The sequence below is a fragment of the Curtobacterium citri genome (assembly GCF_030362955.1).
Classification (GTDB): domain Bacteria; phylum Actinomycetota; class Actinomycetes; order Actinomycetales; family Microbacteriaceae; genus Curtobacterium; species Curtobacterium citri.
In genome coordinates, this window is record NZ_JAUCML010000001.1 from 340679 (window position 1) to 357684 (window position 17006).

Genomic DNA, 17006 nt, shown 5'->3' on the forward strand with positions numbered 1-17006 from the left:
ACCGTTGGAGCACGACAGGAGAGAGGGGAACGGGATGACCGACACCAGGGCAGCACGACGGACCGCGACAGGCCGAGGGCGGGAGCGGGAGCGGGAGCGGCGGCGCGTCCGCGTCCGCGCCGGGCGGCGCTGGGAGCGGGCGGTCCGCAGCCGGCTCGCCGGCGACCGCGGATCGGCGACGGCGGAGTACGCCGTGGTCATCCTCGCCGCGGTCGCCTTCGCGGGCGTCCTCGTCGCGGTGATGCGCTCGGGCGAGGTCCAGCAGGTCCTGACCGACCTGGTCCGCGGGGCGCTGGTCCCGTGATCGCCTCCGACCGCGGGCAGGGCGACCGGGGGAGCGTGACCGTCGAGTTCGCGGTCGCGCTGCCCGTCGTCACCCTGGTCCTGGTGTCGCTCGTCGCGGGCGTCGTGCTCGCCGACCGAGCCGGGCGACTCCAGGACACCGCCGGTGCCGCAGCGCGGGCCCTCGGGCGCGGGGACGACGGGGCGGCCGCGACCGCGGTGTCGTCCGGCGCGCCCGGGGCGTCGTCGTCGATCCGCCGCTCGGACGGCCTCGTGTGCGTCGATCTCCGGGCGGCCGCTCCCGGGCCGTTCGCCCTCCTGCCGCTCCGGGCGACCGGCTGTGCCGCGGAGGGCGGGCGGTGACCGCCGGTGCACGAGCACGGCACGACCACGGGACGGCGACCGTCCTGCTCGTCGCCGCCGTGGCCGTCGTCCTCGTCGTGGCCACGGCGGCCCTGGGAGCGGCGCGGATGCGCGTCGGCGACGTCCGGGCACGCACCGCGGCCGACGCCGCTGCGCTCGCCGCGGCGGCGGTGCTGGTCGGTCGGGTCGCGGGGACGCCCTGCGCCACGGCCGGCCGGGTGGCGGCCGCGAACGGCGCGGCGCTCGGCTCCTGCGCCACACGGTCGGCGACCGCCCGCGTGCGGGTCGTCGTCGCCCCGGGACCGTTCGCCGTGAGCGCGGTCGCCGTCGCCGGTCCGGCGACCAGCACGTCCGAACAGGGTGTGTATGGTGTGCACGTCGGCCCCCGGTCACCGTCGTCCCGGTCGACCCGGACTCCGCTGGCGTCCAGGGCCGGCACGCACCATCGATCAAGGAGACACGTGCCAGGCACGAAGAAGCTCGTGATCGTCGAGAGCCCCGCGAAGGCGAAGACGATCGCGCAATACCTCGGTGACGGATACGAGGTCCAGGCGTCCGTCGGACACATCCGTGACCTCGTCGAGCCCAAGAACCTGCCCGCCGAGCTCAAGAAGGGTTCGCTCGGCAAGTTCTCGGTCGACGTCGACAACGGCTTCGAGCCCTACTACGTCGTCTCCGACGCGAAGAAGAAGACGGTCACCGAGCTCAAGCGGGCGCTGAAGGAAGCCGACGAGCTCTTCCTCGCAACCGATGAGGACCGCGAGGGCGAGGCCATCGCGTGGCACCTCCTGCAGGTGCTCAAGCCCAAGGTGCCGGTCAAGCGCATGGTGTTCCACGAGATCACCAAGGAGGCCATCCAGCGCGCGAAGGAGGCCACCCGCGAGCTCGACACCGCGCTGGTCGACGCGCAGGAGACCCGCCGCATCCTCGACCGTCTCTACGGGTACGAGGTCTCGCCGGTGCTCTGGCGCAAGGTCGGCCCCGGACTCTCGGCGGGTCGCGTGCAGTCCGCGGCGACCCGTCTCGTCGTCGACCGGGAGCGCGAGCGGCTCGCCTTCGTCTCCGCGAACTACTGGGACCTGTCCGCCCGTTTCGAGAAGGTCGGCGACACCGCCTTCACCGCGCGGCTCGCCCGCCTGCAGGGCACACGGGTCGCCTCCGGACGCGACTTCGACGACCGCGGTGCGCTCAAGGGTGAGGCCGTCCGTCTCGACGAGGCGTCCGCCGCCGCCCTGACTGCGGTGCTCGAGGGCGCCGGCGACGCGGTCGTGCGGAGCGTCGAGTCGAAGCCGTACACGCGTCGACCCGCCGCGCCCTTCACGACGTCGACGCTGCAGCAGGAGGCCGCGCGCAAGCTCCGGTTCTCCGCGCGCCAGACCATGAGCGTGGCCCAGTCGCTCTACGAGAACGGCCACATCACCTACATGCGAACGGACTCGTCGTCCCTGTCGCAGCAGGCCGTCACCGCGGCCCGCAAGCAGGCTTCCGCGCTGTACGGCCCGGAGACGATCCCGGAGAAGCCGCGCAGCTACGCGGGCAAGAGCAAGAACGCGCAGGAGGCGCACGAGGCGATCCGCCCCGCCGGTGACACCTTCCGCACCCCGTCCGAGATGGAGGGCGTGCTGCGCGGCAACGACTGGCGGCTCTACGACCTCATCTGGAAGCGCACGGTCGCCTCGCAGATGGCGGACGCCAAGGGCTCGACCGCGTCGGTCGTGCTCGGCATCACGGCGACGGAGCCGGTCGCCGGCATCGCCGCGACCGCCACCGGCACCGACGCCGAGTTCACGGCGTCCGGCACCGTCATCACCTTCCGCGGGTTCCTCAACGCCTACGAAGAGGGCCGCGACGAGGACCGCCACGGCGGGGACAACGGCGACGCCAAGCTCCCGCAGATGGCCGAGGGCGACCACCTCGGCGTGAGCGACGTCGAGGCGAAGGGGCACGACACGTCGGCGCCGCCGCGCTACACCGAGGCCAGCCTCGTGAAGACGCTCGAGGAGCTCGGGATCGGTCGTCCGTCGACGTACGCGGCGATCATCTCGACGATCATGGACCGCGGGTACGTCACCCAGCGGGGGAGCGCCCTCGTGCCGAACTGGATCGCGTTCAGCGTGGTCCGGTTGCTCGAAGACCACTTCGGCGACCTCGTGCAGTACGACTTCACCGCCGGGATGGAGGAAGACCTCGACCGGATCGCGAGCGGCGACGCCGACCGCATCGACTGGCTCAAGGGGTTCTACTTCGGCGGTGACGACCACCGTGGGCTCCGGACGGTCATCGACAACCTCGGCGAGATCGACGCGCGCGACATCAACTCGGTCGAGCTCGCGCCCGGTCTCACCCTGCGCATCGGCCGCTACGGCCCGTACATCGAGGTCCCGAGCGACGACCCGGAGAAGCCCCGGCGCGTCAACGTGCCCGAGGACCTCGCGCCCGACGAGCTCACCGTCGAGAAGGCGCAGGAGCTCGTCGACGCGCCCGTCGTCGGGGACCGCGTCGTCGGCATCAACCCCGAGACCGGCAAGGAGGTCCTCGCGAAGGACGGCCGCTTCGGCCCCTACGTGACGGAGCGCACCCCGGAGCCGGAGCCGACGGTCGACCCGTCCACCGGCGAGGTCGTCGAGGCTGCCGCCGAGCAGGCTCCGACGTCGACCACGACGAAGGCCGCCTCGAAGACCACGGCGAAGGCCCCCGCGAAGAAGACGACGAAGAAGGCCGCGGCGCCCAAGGAGCGCACCGCGTCCCTGTTCAAGTCGATGGATCCGCAGACGGTGGACCTGGAGACCGCGCTCAAGCTCCTCGACCTGCCCCGCGTCGTCGGGAAGGACCCGGAGTCCGGCGAGGACATCACGGCGCAGAACGGTCGCTACGGCCCGTACATCAAGAAGGGCACCGACACCCGGACGCTGCCGAGCGAGGACGCGATCTTCGACGTCGACCTCCCCGGCGCGATCGAGCTGTTCGCGCAGCCGAAGTACGGTGCGAAGCGGACCGCGAGTGCCGCGCTCAAGGAGTTCGACGCCGACCCGGTGTCCGGCAAGCCGATCAAGATGAAGGACGGCCGCTTCGGTCCGTACGTCACCGACGGCGAGACGAACGCGACCATCCCGCGCGGCGAGGACATCGAGACGGTCGACCACGCGCGCGCCGTGCAGCTCATCGCCGACAAGCGCGCCAAGGGTCCGGTGAAGAAGAAGGCCCCGGCCCGCAAGGCGCCGGCCAAGAAGAAGTGACCGGACGGTTCATCACCCTCGAGGGCGGTGACGGCGCGGGCAAGACCACCCAGGCCGCACTGCTCACCGACTGGCTCGAGGCCAGCGGTCGGACGGTCGTGCGGACGCGTGAGCCCGGGGGCACGGACCTCGGGCAGCGCATCCGCGAGATGGTGCTGCACGAGCGGGGCCACGTCGCCCCGCGTGCGGAGGCCCTGCTCTACGCGGCCGACCGTGCCCACCACGTGGAGACGGTCGTCCGGCCGGCCCTCGAGCGCGGCGAGGTCGTGCTGCAGGACCGCTACATCGACTCCTCCGTGGCCTACCAGGGCGTCGCGAGGGGCCTCGGGGCCGACCGCATCCGATCGGTGTCGGAGTGGGCCGCCGACGGCCTCGCGCCTGACCTGACCGTGCTGCTCGACCTCGACGTCACGGTCGGCCGCGCCCGTGTGGCCGCGGCGCGGGGCGACACCTTCGACCGGCTCGAGTCCGAGGCCGCCGCCTTCCACGAGACCGTCCGCGGCGCGTTCCTCGACGCGGCCGCCGCGGAACCGGCCCGGTTCCTGGTCGTCGACGCGTCGGCTCCTGCCGAGGACGTCCAACGCGCCGTGCGCACCGCCGTCGGCGCGCTCGTCGGGATCCCGGCCCCGGACCCGAGCGCATCGTGACGACCGCCCGCGTGACGGAGGCTGCTGCGAGGATGACCCCGTGAGCGTGTGGGACGGCCTGACCGGGCAGGACGAGGCGGTCGCCGCGCTGCGCAGCGCGGCCGAGGGCCCCGAGGCCACGGGTGGGATGACCCACTCGTGGCTCATCACCGGCCCGCCCGGGTCCGGTCGGTCCAACGTCGCGGCGGCGTTCGCGGCCGCGCTGGTCGGCTCGGGCGCCGACGACGACCACACCCTGCAGCAGATCGCGGCACGGACCCACCCGGACGTCTCCGTGCTGACCACGCAACGCGTGATCATCACCATCGACGAGATCCGGCACCTCGTCACGTCGTCGCACTACTCGCCGTCGGTCGGTCGCTACCGCGTCGTCATCATCGAGGACGCCGACCGCATGACCGAGCGCACCTCGAACCTGCTGCTCAAGGCGCTCGAGGAACCGCCGGAGCGCACGGTCTGGATCCTCTGCGCCCCGAGCGAGGCGGACCTGCTGCCCACGATCCGGTCGCGGGTCCGTTCGGTGCGCCTGCGCGTGCCGGACGTGGCGTCCGTCGCGGACCTCATCGTCGCCCGTACCGGGGTGGACCGGGACCTCGCCACCGACGCCGCCCGGCAGGCCCAGAGCCACATCGGCATGGCACAACGCCTGGCGACGAGCGAGGACGCCCGTGGCCGCCGTCGACGGACGCTCGAGACGGTGCTCGGCATCCGCTCGGTGGGCGACGCGGTGATGGCCGCTGCGGACCTGCTCGCCGTGGCCGACGAGGACGCCAAGGCGATCACCGTGGAACGGGACAGCGAGGAACGCGACGCCGCACTCCGCTCACTCGGAGTGGCACCGGGCGGGACCGTGCCGCCCGCGCTGCGGTCGCAGCTCCGCGCACTCGAGGAGGACCAGAAGCGCCGGGCGACCCGGAGCCTCCGCGACGGCCTCGACCGCATCCTCGTCGACGTGTCCTCGCTGTACCGCGACCTGCTCCTGCTCGGTCTCGGCGCGCCGGCCGAACCCGTGAACCTCGCGATGCGCGACCAGCTCGACCGCGCGCTCGAGGTCGTCCCGCCCGCCGCTGCCCTCGAGGTGCTCGACGCCGTCGCCCTGGCACGGCAGCGGATCGCGGCGAACGTCGCCGCCCTGCTGGCACTCGAGGCGCTGCTCGTCACGATCGCCCGCGCGACCCGCTGACGGACGGATCGCCCCGTCGCCCGACGGGGGCACCGACGGACGCAGGCGTCCCCGACGGGCCGACCACGCGCCTCCCGGCCGACCCGCCGCTGTCGTCCGACCCCGGCGGGTCGGTCTCCACCGTCCGAACCCGGCAGCCTGCGCACACCCGCAGCCGGCTGCTGCACCGGCCGTGAGAAGATCGCGCCATGCCCGACGCTGCACCCGGCCTGCGTGAACGCAAGCGCCGCGCTACCCGTCTCGCGATCCAGCAGGCGGCTCTCCGGATCGCGATCGAGTCCGGCTGGCCGGCGGTCACCGTGGACGAGATCGCCCGCCGGGTGGACGTCTCGCCGCGCACCTTCTTCAACTACTTCCCGAGCAAGGAGCAGGCGCTGCTCGGCGACGACCCGACGCTGCCCGCGGGGCCGGCGCTCGACGCCTTCCGGGCGGGGGGACCGACCGGGGAGCTGCTGTCCGACCTCGGGGTGTTGCTCGTGCACGCGGCCGAGGAGCTCGTCGACGACCGCGAGCTGCTCGCCGAGCGCCAGCAGGTGCTCCGTGCCGCGCCCGAGCTGTTCAGCAGGCGGATGGCATCGATGAAGGAGTTCCAGGCGCAGATCGAGGACGCCGTCACCGAACGACTCACGGCGACCGGGGCGGACGTCGACGAGGCACCGGAGGTGCTCCGGAGGCGGGCACGCCTGGCGTCGGTGGTCGCGCTCGCGGCGCTCCGGCACGCCTGGTGGGAGTGGTCCGACGGCGGCTCCGAGACGCTCCTCGTGGACGAGCTGCAGCGCTCCTTCGACGAGCTCGGCGCGCTCGTTTCGCGTTCGCTCGTCTGAACCTGTATAGTCGTTACCCGTGCCGCTCCGGGAACGGAGCGTCCGCCGCCTTAGCTCAGTCGGCAGAGCGATTCACTCGTAATGAATAGGTCGTCGGTTCGATTCCGACAGGCGGCTCACAACCGGAACCCCCGATCGGACGATGTCCGACCGGGGGTTTCGCCGTTCCGACCCGTCAGGCCGACCCTTCAGGCCGACCCGTCCGGCGCACACGGGAGCCCTGCGCCGGGCCCCTGCCGGACGGAGGCGTCCGGCAGGGGCACGGGTGGTCACGGCAGGTAGTAGGTGGGGTTCGGCAGCTTGACGCTCCGGTCCGCCGACCCACCGATGAGGTCGCTGTACTGGTCGCCGAAGTTCGCGACGACGTCGTACCGACCGCCGGCACGAGACTCGATGTGCGCCCGGGTCTGCGCCTTGTACTCGATGGTGGTGCACTTCGCCGCGGCGCACGTGACGTACGACGGCTGCTGCGAGGCGCCGACACCGGTCCACTTCGTGTAGTACGTCTCGGTGCCGCGCTTCGTGGCGCTGAACTGCGGGTAGCCGACCCTGTTCAGGTCGGCGATGGTCGCCTCCTCCTGGCCGTCGTTGCGGCCGGTGAGCCCGATGATCGTGCAGCCGGAGCGCTCGGCCACGGACACGAGCGAGGTCATCGACGGGGTGGCCGGGAAGCGCTCGTCCTGCACCCACTCGTCCTGCAGCGCGGGGTCGAAGACGAAGTGCATGTCCGCGACCTCCATGTCGTAGGTCCAGAGCGTCGTGTCGTCGGCGTCGAGCACGATCGCGGGGTTGCGGTGCTGACGGCTCGCGACGGAGCACTGGGCGGCGACGACGGGCGCCTGTCGCGCGACGATCGAGCGCATCTCGCGGATGTAGGGCGAGTCGGTCTTGTCCGCGATCCCGGTGCCGGGGTCGCCGTAGTACGTCGCGATGGTCTTCTTGACCGAGTCGATGTTCGGGATGCCCTCACCGCCCTGCGTCGCGCCGGACGAGCCGTCCGCCGCCATGGTGAACCGCGTGCGCGGGGTCAGCCGTGGCTCGGACACGCCGGGGAGGTCGGCGGAGGGGAGGAAGTAGGTGGGGTTCGGCAGCTTCAGGGAGCGGTCCGCGTACCCGCCCTGCAGGTCGCTCCACTGGTCGCCGACGTTCAGCGTGATGTCGTAGCCGAGGTCCTGTTCGATGTGCTTGCGCGTCAGGGCCTTGTACTCGACCGTCGTGCACTTCGCGGTGGCGCAGGTGATGTACGACGGCTGCTGCGAGGCGCCGACGCCGGTCCACTTCGTGAAGAACCGGTCCGGGGCGAACGCGGTGTAGCCGACCTTGGTCAGGTTCTGCACGGTGGCGGTCTTCTGGTCGTCGTTGCGACCGGTGAGCCCGAAGACGGTGAACCCCATCGCCTGGGCACGGTTCACGAAGCCGACCATCGAGGGCGTGGCGGCGAAGCGTTCGTCCTGCACCCACTCGTCCTGGCGGGCGGGGTCGAAGACGAAGTGCATGTCCGCGACCTCCATGTCGTACGTCCAGAGCGTCGTGTCGTCGGCGTCGAGCACGATGGCCGGACGTTGCCCGTGCCGGACGGCGGTGTCGTGCATGCGGCGGAGCTGGCGCGTCTCACGGTCGACGATCGAGCGCATCTCGCGGATGTAGGGCGAGTCGGTCTCGTCCGCGATCCCGGTGCCGGGGTCGCCGTAGTACGTCGCGATGGTCTTCTTCAGCGAGTCGATGTTCGGGATGCCCTCACCGCCCTGCGTCGCGCCGGAGGAGCCGTCGGCAGCCATCGTGAACTGCGTGCGGGGCGTGAGAGCGGTGTCGTGCCCGTGGTCGTGCCCGGGCGGACCCCAGCCGTGGGCTGCGGCGGGGCCGGCGCCGACGAGCGTCGTCGTGAGCAGGACGGCCGCGCTCGTGGCGACGGCGGTGAGGACTGATCGGCGCATGGAGACGGGATCACCTTCGAGTCGGGGAACGCCCCCGGTCGGGGGACACGAGCACGCTAACTGGCCGTGCGCCGAGCGGTCCATGTGGGTCCGCACAGGAAGCGAGTACTGCCCGGGAAGCGGTCCCGCGGACGGTGCGGGGCCGACCGCTGGTAGACAGGGGCCATGACGGTTCGCTGGGGAGTCATCGGCACGGGCGGCATCGCCCGCTCCTTCGTGGTGGACTGCACCGCCGCGGGGATCGAGTTCGTCGCGGTGGGCAGCCGCACGCGTGCGAGCGCCGAGGCCTTCGCCGCCGAGCACGGCATCGCCCGCGCCCACGGTTCCTACGAGGACCTGGTGGCCGACGAGGGGGTCGACGCGGTCTACGTCGCCACGCCCCACTCGCGGCACGCCGAGGACGCCCTCCTCGCGATCGCCGCGGGCAAGCACGTGCTCGTCGAGAAGGCGTTCACGATCACCGCAGCCGAGGCCCGCCGCGTCGTCGACGCGGCCCGCCGCGCCGACGTCGCCGTCATGGAGGCGATGTGGACCCGGTTCCTCCCGCAGATGCGGATGATCCGCGAGCTGATCGCCGAGGGGCGGATCGGCCGACCGCGACTCGTCGAGGCGTCGCACCACCAGGCCCTGCCGAGCGACCCCCACCACCGCCTCAACGACCCCGCGCTGGGCGGCGGCGCGATGCTCGACCTCGGCGTCTACCCGATCTCGTTCGCGGTCGACGTCCTCGGAGTTCCGACGGCCGTGACCGCCGCGGGCACGCTGAGCGACCAGGGCGTCGACACGCAGGTGGGTCTCGTGCTCACGCACGAGGGCGGTGCGCAGTCGACGGTGCACTTCGCCCTCGACCTCCGGAGCCCGAACACCGCCTCGGTGATCGGCGAGGACGGCCGCATCGACCTCGACGACACCTGGTACACCCCGACGACCTGGCGACTGCGGGACCGGGACGGCGCGGTCGTCGAGGAGTACGACTCCCGCGAGCAGCTCGCCGGGTACGCGCACGAGGTCCGCGCGTTCGAGGAGATGATCACCTCGGGCACGCACGAGGGCGGCCCGATGGACCCCGAGGAGACGGTGGCCGTGATGGCGGTGATGGACGAGGCCCGACGCCAGGTCGGCGTCCGCTACGCGGCCGACGACGAGGACGGTCCGGCTCCCGCCTCCGTCGCCTGACCCCCGGTCGCGGATCCCGGTCTGGAGGCCCGTGGCCGGGTTCCGTAGGATCGTTCGCGATGTCCGACCAGCAGCCCTCGTCGAAGTCCCTCCCGACGCGCCTCCGCGACGCGGCCGCCGCCGTGCGCCGTTCGGCGGCCCGACGTCCCGTGCCGTGGATCGCGGGCGGCCTGGCCGGCGTCCTGGTGCTCGGCTCCGGCGGGGCCGTCGCGGTCGCCGCCGCGACCATGCCGTCGCGCCCGGCCGCGGCGCCGACCGTCGCCGCGAGCGCGTCCTCCGCCCCGGCGACGCCGCGTGCGTCGCGGACCCCGAGCGCGACGCCGACCCCGGACGCCCGGGCCGTCCCCGCCGACCCCGCGGGTCCGTCGGCACTCCGCACGTGCACGATCGACTCCGCCGCGTCCGCCGCGGGTCTCGGCGACTTCGAGGGCTTCGTGATGGACGCCGCGACCGGCGAGACACTGTTCTCGAGGAAGGGCACGGAGGCCGCCCAGACCGGCAGCGTCATGAAGACGCTCACGAGCGCCACCGCGCTGGCCGTGCTGGGCGGTGACCACCGCATCCCGACCACCGTGACGAAGGAGGCGGACGGCACGATCGCCCTGGTCGGGCACGGCGACGCGACGCTGTCGGCCGGCAACGGCACCGTCTACCCGGGCGCCCCGACCCTGGCGCAGCTCGCCCAGCAGGTGAAGGCGGCGCTCGGCGACGCCCCCGTCACGACGATCGTCGCGGACGACAGCTACTGGGACGACGCCGACGCGTGGGACCCGACGTGGCCGGAGACCGAGCGGACGATCGGCTACCAGCCGCGGGTCACCGCGCTGATGGTCGACGGCGACCGTGCGAACCCCGCCGCGGCCACGTCGCCGCGCTCCACCGACCCGGTCGGCCGCGCCGGTGCGGCGTTCCGGACCGCGCTGGCGGCCGCCGGGGTCGTCGGTGCCGGGAACGCGCAGGTCGTCCACCGTGCGACGACGAGCTCGGACACGATCGCGTCGGTGTCGTCGCAGCCCGTCTCGACGCTGATCGGGCAGATGATCCCGAACTCCGACAACACCCTCGCGGAGATGCTCGCCCGGGTCTCGTCGCGGGAGTCCGGCGCGGGCGGTTCCGCTGCGTCCCTGACCGGGGTGTACCAGCGGGCCCTGGCGGGCTACGGGCTCGACCCGGCCGGCATCGTGATCCGGGACGGCTCGGGGGAGAGCGCGTCGAACGCGGTGTCGCCGGCGTTCGTCGCCCACCTCATGGTGCAGGTCGCCGCGGGCGCGAAGGGCCTCGGGGTGCTCGCCGAGTCGCTGCCGGTCGCGGGGGTGTCCGGCACGCTGTCGAGCCGCTTCACGGGCGCGAACGCGGTCGCCCGCGGCAAGGTGCACGCGAAGACGGGCTGGATCGACAGCGCGAACACGCTGGGCGGGTACATCGACGCCGCGGACGGCACCCGGCTGACCTTCGCCTTCTACGCCATCGGTTCGTCGCGAGCGGCCGCCCTGCCGGCGCTCGACGCCGTGACCGCGGCGACGTACTCCTGCGGCGGCAGCCTGACCTCGTCCTGAGCCTCACCGCGCCCGGAGGCTCGGGGTGCAGGATGGGGACATGGCCAGGGCACTGCTCGTCGTCGACGTCCAGAACGACTTCACGGAGGGCGGTGCACTCGGTGTCGACGGGGGCGCTGCCGTCGCGGAGCGCATCACCGTCTACCTCCGCCGCCACGCCGACGAGTACGACCTGATCGTCGCCTCGCGGGACTGGCACCACGGGGACGACGACAACGGCGGACACTTCGCCGGCCCCGAGGGACCCGACTACGTCGACACGTGGCCGGTGCACTGCGTCGGCGGCACGCCCGGGGCGGACTACCACCCCGACCTCGACACGAGCGTCGTCGACGTCCACGTGTTCAAGGGCCGTGGGCGTCCCGACTACTCGGCGTTCCAGGCGTCCACAGAGGACGGCACGACCCTGCCGGACCTGCTCGCGGACCGACGCGTGACCACGGTCGACGTCGTCGGGATCGCCACGGACCACTGCGTCCGGGCGTCGGCGCTCGACGCGCGTGCGGCCGGCTTCGACGTCGCGGTGTACGAGGACCTCGTGGCGGGCGTCGACCCCGAGCGGAGCGCGCGTGCCCTGGCCGAGATCAGCGTGGCCGGCGGACACGTCGACCGCAGCGACACGGACGAGGGGCTCGCGAGCCCCGGAGGAGCAGTACTGTGACCAGCACCACCACCAGCACCACCAGCACCACCACGACCGTCCGCGACGAGCACGTCTCGGTCGCCGACGTCCCCACCGGCCTGTACATCGGCGGCTCGTGGCGCCCCGCGAGCGGCGGCGCGACCTTCCCCGTCCGCGACCCGAGCACCGGTGCGGTGCTCGCCGAGGTCGCCGACGCGACGCCCGAGGACGGCATCGCCGCCCTCGACGCCGCCGTGGCCGCGCAGGAGGGCTGGGCCTCGACCGCGCCGCGGACGCGCTCGGACGTCCTGCGCCGTGCCTTCGACCTGGTCCACGAGCACGAGGACGACCTCGCCGCCCTGATGACGCTCGAGATGGGCAAGCCGCTCGCGGAGTCGAGGGGCGAGGTCGTGTACGGCGGGGAGTTCCTCCGGTGGTTCTCCGAGGAGGCCGTCCGCATCCACGGCGACTACCGCACGAACCCCGAGGGGACGGGCCGCGGCATCGTCCTCCGCCGTCCGGTCGGACCGGTCTACGCGATCACGCCGTGGAACTTCCCGCTCGCGATGGCCACCCGGAAGATCGGGCCAGCGCTCGCCGCCGGCTGCACGGTCGTGCTGAAGCCCGCCGACCTGACCCCGCTGACGACGCTCTTCCTGGTCGAGCTGTTCCGGCGGGCGGGTCTGCCGGACGGCGTGCTCAACGTGGTGCCGTCGCGCGACGCGAAGGCACTGTCCGAGCCGATCATCGCCGACCGCCGGCTCCGCAAGCTCACCTTCACGGGGTCGACCCCGGTCGGGTCGGCCCTCCTCAAGCAGGCGGCCGACAACGTGCTGAAGACGAGCATGGAGCTCGGCGGCAACGCCCCGCTGCTCGTGTTCGACGACGCCGACCTCGACGAGGCGGTCGCCGCCGCGATGCAGGCGAAGTTCCGCAACGTGGGCGAGGCCTGCACGGCCGCCAACCGCTTCTTCGTGCAGGAGGGCATCGCCGACGCGTTCACCGCGGCCCTCACCGCGAAGGTCGAGGAGCTCCGGGTCGGCCGGGGTACCGAGGACGGCACGACGCTCGGCCCGCTCATCGACGACCGTGCGGTGGACAAGGCCGCGGGGCTCGTCGACGACGCGGTGGAGCGGGGCGCGACCCTCGTGACCGGTGGGCAGCGCGTCGACCGCCCGGGCACGTTCTACGCGCCGACCGTGCTCGACGAGGTGCAGCCCGGGTCGGACGTCCTCACCACGGAGATCTTCGGACCGGTCGTGTCGATCACGCGCTTCACGACCGAGGAGGAGGGCATCCGGCTCGCGAACGACACCGAGTACGGGCTCGTCGCCTACGCCTTCACGACGGACTTCCGGCGGGGCCAGCGGCTCGCCGAACGCCTCGAGACGGGCATGCTCGGCCTGAACACGGGCGTCGTGTCGAACGCCGCGTTCCCGTTCGGCGGCGTGAAGTCGTCGGGCCTCGGTCGCGAGGGCTCGCACGAGGGCATCGAGGAGTACCTGGAGTCGGTCTACGTCCTGACCCCGGACCCCTTCGCCGCCTGACCCGCAGGGCCGGGGTCAGACGAGCAGCTGGTGCTTCGCGAGGTCCCGGTAGAGCGGGGTCGACTGCACGAGCTCGGAGTGCGTGCCCGTGCCGACGACACGGCCGTGCTCGAGCACGACGATGACGTCCGAGTCCACGACGGTGGACAGCCGGTGCGCGATGACGAGCAGGGTGCGGTCGTCGGCGACGGCGTCGATCGCGAGCCGCATCTTCTGCTCGTTCACGCCGTCGAGGGACGACGTCGACTCGTCGAGCAGCAGGATCGGGGGAGCGGCCAGCAGCGCGCGGGCGATCGCGAGTCGCTGCCGCTCACCACCGGACAGCATGACGCCGTCCTCGCCGACCTGCGCGTCGAGGCCCCGGGGGTCGCGGTGCAGCACCTCGCCGAGGTTGACCGCCTCCAGCACGCGGACGCAGTCCTCCTCGGAGGCGTCGGGCGAGCCGAGGAGCAGGTTCGCCCGGATCGTGCCCGCGAGCACCGGAGCGTCCTGCTCGACGTACCCGATCTGTGCGCGGAGCTCGGCGCGGTCGAGCCCGCGGACGTCGACACCGCCGAGCCGGATGACCCCGTCGGTCGGGTCGTAGAACCGCTCGATCAGGGCGAGGGTCGTCGACTTCCCGGCGCCCGACGGGCCGACCAGCGCGACGCGCGCGCCGCGCGGGACCCGGAACGACACGTCGTCCAGCACCACGTCGCCGGCGGCGGGTGCGTCGTCGACGGCACCCGGGCCTCCCGACCGGCCCGTCGCGCCGTCCGCGCCCGTCGCGCCGTCCGCACCCGACGCGTCGGCCGCACGCGCGTACCGGAACGTGACGTGCTCGAACGCGATCGCGTCGTCGGTCTCGATCGCTGCGGCGACCCGGACCGCGGCGTCGTCCTGGTCCTCGGTCGGCAGGTGCAGGACCTCCTCGATGCGGCCGAGCGCCCCGAGGGCCTGCGCGACGGCGACGACCGCGCCGAGGGCCTGGCCGAGCGGCATGACCATCATGAAGAGCAGCAGGATGAAGGTGATGAGGGTGGCGATCGTGATGGTGCCCGCGGCGACCTGCGCCCCGCCGACGCCGAGGACGGCGATGAACGCGACCTGCAGGACGATGCTCGCGACCGGGACGACGAACGCCGACATCCGGGCGATGTCGAGACCGCGGCGGTAGGCCTCGGTGGCGTGGCCGTCGACCTCGCGGACCTCGCGCTCGGTGGCACCGGCGGCGCGGATCGTGCGGACGGCGCCGATGCCGCGTTCGACCGCGGCGGTGAGGTCACCGACCTTCTCCTGCGCGCGCTTCGACGCCACGCGGATGCGCCGGCTGAGCCCGCCGACGACGACGATCGCGACGAGCACGATGACGACCGTGATGCCGAGGAGCAGCGGATCGATGACCGCCATCGCGATGACGGCGCCGACGAACGTCAGTGCGCCGCCGATCGACTCGATGAGCCCCTGCGTCAGCACGGCCCGCAGGAGGGTGGTGTCGCTGCCGACCCGGGACACCAGGTCGCCGGTACGCCGGGTGTCGAACTCGGAGATCGGCAGGTTGAGGATGCGCGCGATGAGCTTGCGGCGGGTGGAGAGCACCACGCCCTCGCCGGCGCGCTGGAGCAGGAAGTGCTGGACGCCGTTCAGGACGCCCGACACGAGGACGAGCGCGACGAGCACCCAGACCAGGACCGAGAGCGTGTCACCGCGCTGCACGGCGGTGACGACCTGGTTGACGAGCAGCGGCTGCGCGAGCGAGGCGCCGGCTCCGAGGACGCTCAGCACGATGATGACGACCATCGCGGGCTTGTTCTCGAACAGGTAGGTCAGCAGTCGTCCGAAGCTCGCGCGGGGGCCGTCGGACTGCTTGCGTCGTACGAAGGGGAGGCTCATCGTTCCTGGTTCCTGCCGCCCGTGCGGGGTGTGCTGGCGGCCGTCGTCCAGTCTCCCACCGTCACGTGGGTGCGTGCTGCGCCGTCCGTGGTGCTGGGGACGACGGAACGGGAGGCGCGGTACCAGCCGGCACCGCGCCTCCCGCCCGGCGGGTGGTCGCCTGGGCGACCCGTCAGGCGCGCACGTCCGTGGCTGCGGTCGCGTCTGCGTCTGCGTCCGCGAGCCCGCGGCTCTTCGTCTCGCGCACGAACAGCAGGGCGACGAGCGTCACGACCGCGGCGATCGTCAGGTACAGGCCGACGAGGAAGATGTTCCCGTCCGGCCGCCAGAGCGCCAGGGCGATCGTGGGCGCGAGCGACGCCCCGAGGATCGACGCGACGTTGTAGGCGATCGCCGAGCCGGTGTAGCGGACGTTCGTCGGGAAGAGCTCCGGCAGCAGCGCCCCCATCGGGCCGAAGGTCAGGCCCATGAGCGACAGCCCGACGACGAGGAACGTGACCACCGTGATCGGTCCCGTCGACGCGGCGAACCACAGCTGGAACGTCAGGCCGAACAGCGCGATGCCGATCGTCGTGGGGATGAGGGTGCGGCGACGGCCGTACTTGTCCGCCAGCCAGCCCGCGATCGGCGTGAAGATGCCGAAGAACACGACGCCGATCATGAGCAGCGTGAGGAACTCGCCGCGGCTGTAGCCGAGGCCGATCTTCGGCACGAGCGGTCCCGCCTCGGCACCGGTGGTGCCGTAGTTCAGCGTGAAGGTCGTCATGAAGTAGAAGAGGACGTACGTGGCGACCATGCCGAAGGTGCCGACGATGACGGCCTTCCACGAGGTCCGGAACACCCGGCCGAGCGGGAGCTTCGCGACGCTGCCGGTCTCCTGCACGCCGCGGAAGACGGTCGACTCGACGAGCTTGAACCGGACGTAGAGCCCGACGATGACGAGCACCGCGGAGAGCAGGAACGGGATGCGCCAGCCCCACGCCTGGAAGTCGGCGTTCGGGGTGCCGTCCGCGCCGGCGGGCATCGCGGCGTTGATCGCGATGAACAGGCCGTTGGCGAGCAGGAAGCCGATCGGGGCGCCGAGCTGCGGCATCGACCCGAACACGCCGCGCTTGCCCTTCGGCGCGTTCTCCGTCGCGAGCAGTGCGGCCCCGGACCACTCGCCGCCGAGTCCGACGCCCTGGGCGAAGCGCATCACGGCGAGCAGGACGGGTGCCCAGATGCCGATGGTGTCGAAGGTCGGCAGGCAGCCGATGAGGAAGGTCGCGGTCCCCATGACGAGGAGCGACGCGACGAGGGTGGCCTTGCGGCCGACGCGGTCGCCGAAGTGGCCGAACAGGATCGACCCCACCGGGCGGGCGAAGAAGGCGAGCGCGAAGGTCACGAAGGACGACAGCTGCGAGGCCGTCGGGTCCTCGTTCGGGAAGAACAGCGCGGGGAAGACCAGGACGGCGGCGGTCGCGTAGACGTAGAAGTCGTAGAACTCGATCGAGGTGCCGACCAGGCTCGCGATGACGACGCGGGACCGGGGGTTCTCGGCCGGCGCGGATGCCGGGGTGGGGGCGGACGTGGGTGCCGGTGCGGCGGACATGGTGCGGGGGACTCCGAGGGGAGCGCTCTCTCGAGCGCGGCGGTGGCTGCCGAAGCTGCGGACACCGACCGGTCCGCGCGGGGTGGCGCGTCTCTCGGTCGGGTGCGTTCGGTGGGTGGTCCCGCTCGTGACGGAGCACCCAGCGTACGACAGATGTCGTCCATCTGCGAATC

13 protein-coding genes and 1 tRNA gene are annotated in these 17006 nt (G+C 72.6%); 11 read left to right on the plus strand and 3 right to left on the minus strand.

The genetic code is table 11. From position 1 onward, the window contains the following. The first annotated feature begins 34 nt into the window (after positions 1-34). The 7 genes from QUG92_RS01675 to QUG92_RS01705 all read left to right on the plus strand — a co-directional run bounded on the left by QUG92_RS01675 (position 35) and on the right by QUG92_RS01705 (position 6652). Positions 35-304: a DUF4244 domain-containing protein gene (locus QUG92_RS01675; RefSeq protein ID WP_259346083.1), complete on the plus strand. Its 270-nt coding sequence runs from the start codon at positions 35-37 to the stop codon at positions 302-304. Beyond that, positions 301-645 (plus strand): TadE family type IV pilus minor pilin, encoded by a 345-nt coding sequence (locus tag QUG92_RS01680; protein ID WP_182046015.1) that lies wholly within the window; start codon positions 301-303, stop codon positions 643-645. Before QUG92_RS01675 ends, QUG92_RS01680 begins: the two co-directional genes overlap by 4 nt. Positions 646-1106: 461 nt before the next feature. Continuing rightward, positions 1107-3881 carry a type I DNA topoisomerase gene (topA, locus tag QUG92_RS01685; protein WP_289457556.1) on the plus strand — a complete coding sequence of 925 codons (2775 nt, stop codon included), beginning with the start codon at positions 1107-1109 and terminating at the stop codon, positions 3879-3881. Next, complete coding sequence (tmk, locus tag QUG92_RS01690) at positions 3878-4528, plus strand: dTMP kinase (protein WP_289457451.1); 651 nt, start codon at positions 3878-3880, stop codon at positions 4526-4528. The genes topA and tmk overlap by 4 nt, the downstream gene beginning before the upstream one ends. 40 nt (positions 4529-4568) lie before the next feature. Next, positions 4569-5711: a DNA polymerase III subunit delta' gene (locus QUG92_RS01695; protein ID WP_289457452.1), complete on the plus strand. Its 1143-nt coding sequence runs from the start codon at positions 4569-4571 to the stop codon at positions 5709-5711. A 188-nt stretch (positions 5712-5899) separates the two neighbouring features. Next, the gene (locus QUG92_RS01700) at positions 5900-6535 is read left to right on the plus strand and encodes a TetR/AcrR family transcriptional regulator (RefSeq protein ID WP_182046018.1); all 636 of its coding nucleotides are present in this window, start codon (positions 5900-5902) and stop codon (positions 6533-6535) included. 44 nt (positions 6536-6579) lie between these two features. Beyond that, positions 6580-6652 (plus strand) — tRNA-Thr (locus QUG92_RS01705). 152 nt (positions 6653-6804) lie between these two features. On the opposite strand, the gene QUG92_RS01710 is transcribed toward QUG92_RS01705, so the two are convergent. Continuing rightward, complete coding sequence (locus tag QUG92_RS01710) at positions 6805-8469, minus strand: HAD family acid phosphatase (protein WP_289457453.1); 1665 nt, start codon at positions 8467-8469, stop codon at positions 6805-6807. A 165-nt stretch (positions 8470-8634) separates the two neighbouring features. On the opposite strand from QUG92_RS01710, the gene QUG92_RS01715 reads away from it, so the two are divergent. From QUG92_RS01715 to QUG92_RS01730, 4 genes are read left to right on the plus strand one after another with little or no spacing between them, the layout of a single operon-like run. Further along, the gene (locus tag QUG92_RS01715) at positions 8635-9645 is read left to right on the plus strand and encodes a Gfo/Idh/MocA family protein (RefSeq protein ID WP_289457454.1); all 1011 of its coding nucleotides are present in this window, start codon (positions 8635-8637) and stop codon (positions 9643-9645) included. Between the two features lie 59 nt (positions 9646-9704). Next, a complete protein-coding gene (dacB, locus tag QUG92_RS01720; protein ID WP_289457455.1) occupies positions 9705-11201 on the plus strand; it encodes a D-alanyl-D-alanine carboxypeptidase/D-alanyl-D-alanine endopeptidase in 1497 nt (498 codons plus the stop codon). Between the two features lie 40 nt (positions 11202-11241). Next, positions 11242-11862 carry an isochorismatase family protein gene (locus tag QUG92_RS01725; RefSeq protein WP_289457456.1) on the plus strand — a complete coding sequence of 207 codons (621 nt, stop codon included), beginning with the start codon at positions 11242-11244 and terminating at the stop codon, positions 11860-11862. Then, on the plus strand, positions 11859-13370 hold the full coding sequence (locus QUG92_RS01730; RefSeq protein WP_434533030.1) for an NAD-dependent succinate-semialdehyde dehydrogenase: 1512 nt from the start codon (positions 11859-11861) through the stop codon (positions 13368-13370). Before QUG92_RS01725 ends, QUG92_RS01730 begins: the two co-directional genes overlap by 4 nt. A gap of 15 nt (positions 13371-13385) precedes the next feature. Here the strand turns inward: QUG92_RS01730 and QUG92_RS01735 are convergent, their stop codons facing one another. Both QUG92_RS01735 and QUG92_RS01740 read right to left on the minus strand, forming a co-directional pair. After that, positions 13386-15242: an ABC transporter ATP-binding protein gene (locus QUG92_RS01735; protein ID WP_289457457.1), complete on the minus strand. Its 1857-nt coding sequence runs from the start codon at positions 15240-15242 to the stop codon at positions 13386-13388. 172 nt (positions 15243-15414) lie between these two features. Further along, a complete protein-coding gene (locus tag QUG92_RS01740; RefSeq protein ID WP_289457458.1) occupies positions 15415-16833 on the minus strand; it encodes an MFS transporter in 1419 nt (472 codons plus the stop codon). Positions 16834-17006 lie beyond the last annotated feature (173 nt).

Excerpts from the sequence above, each read along its gene's own strand:
- QUG92_RS01700 (WP_182046018.1), top strand. The coding sequence starts at position 5,900 with ATGCCCGACGCTGCACCCGGCCTGCGTGAACGCAAGCGCCGCGCTACC.
- dacB (WP_289457455.1), top strand. The coding sequence starts at position 9,705 with ATGTCCGACCAGCAGCCCTCGTCGAAGTCCCTCCCGACGCGCCTCCGC.
- QUG92_RS01740 (WP_289457458.1), bottom strand. The coding sequence starts at position 16,833 with ATGTCCGCCGCACCGGCACCCACGTCCGCCCCCACCCCGGCATCCGCG.
- QUG92_RS01710 (WP_289457453.1), bottom strand. The coding sequence starts at position 8,469 with ATGCGCCGATCAGTCCTCACCGCCGTCGCCACGAGCGCGGCCGTCCTG.
- QUG92_RS01715 (WP_289457454.1), top strand. The coding sequence starts at position 8,635 with ATGACGGTTCGCTGGGGAGTCATCGGCACGGGCGGCATCGCCCGCTCC.
- QUG92_RS01735 (WP_289457457.1), bottom strand. The coding sequence starts at position 15,242 with ATGAGCCTCCCCTTCGTACGACGCAAGCAGTCCGACGGCCCCCGCGCG.
- QUG92_RS01675 (WP_259346083.1), top strand. The coding sequence starts at position 35 with ATGACCGACACCAGGGCAGCACGACGGACCGCGACAGGCCGAGGGCGG.
- QUG92_RS01725 (WP_289457456.1), top strand. The coding sequence starts at position 11,242 with ATGGCCAGGGCACTGCTCGTCGTCGACGTCCAGAACGACTTCACGGAG.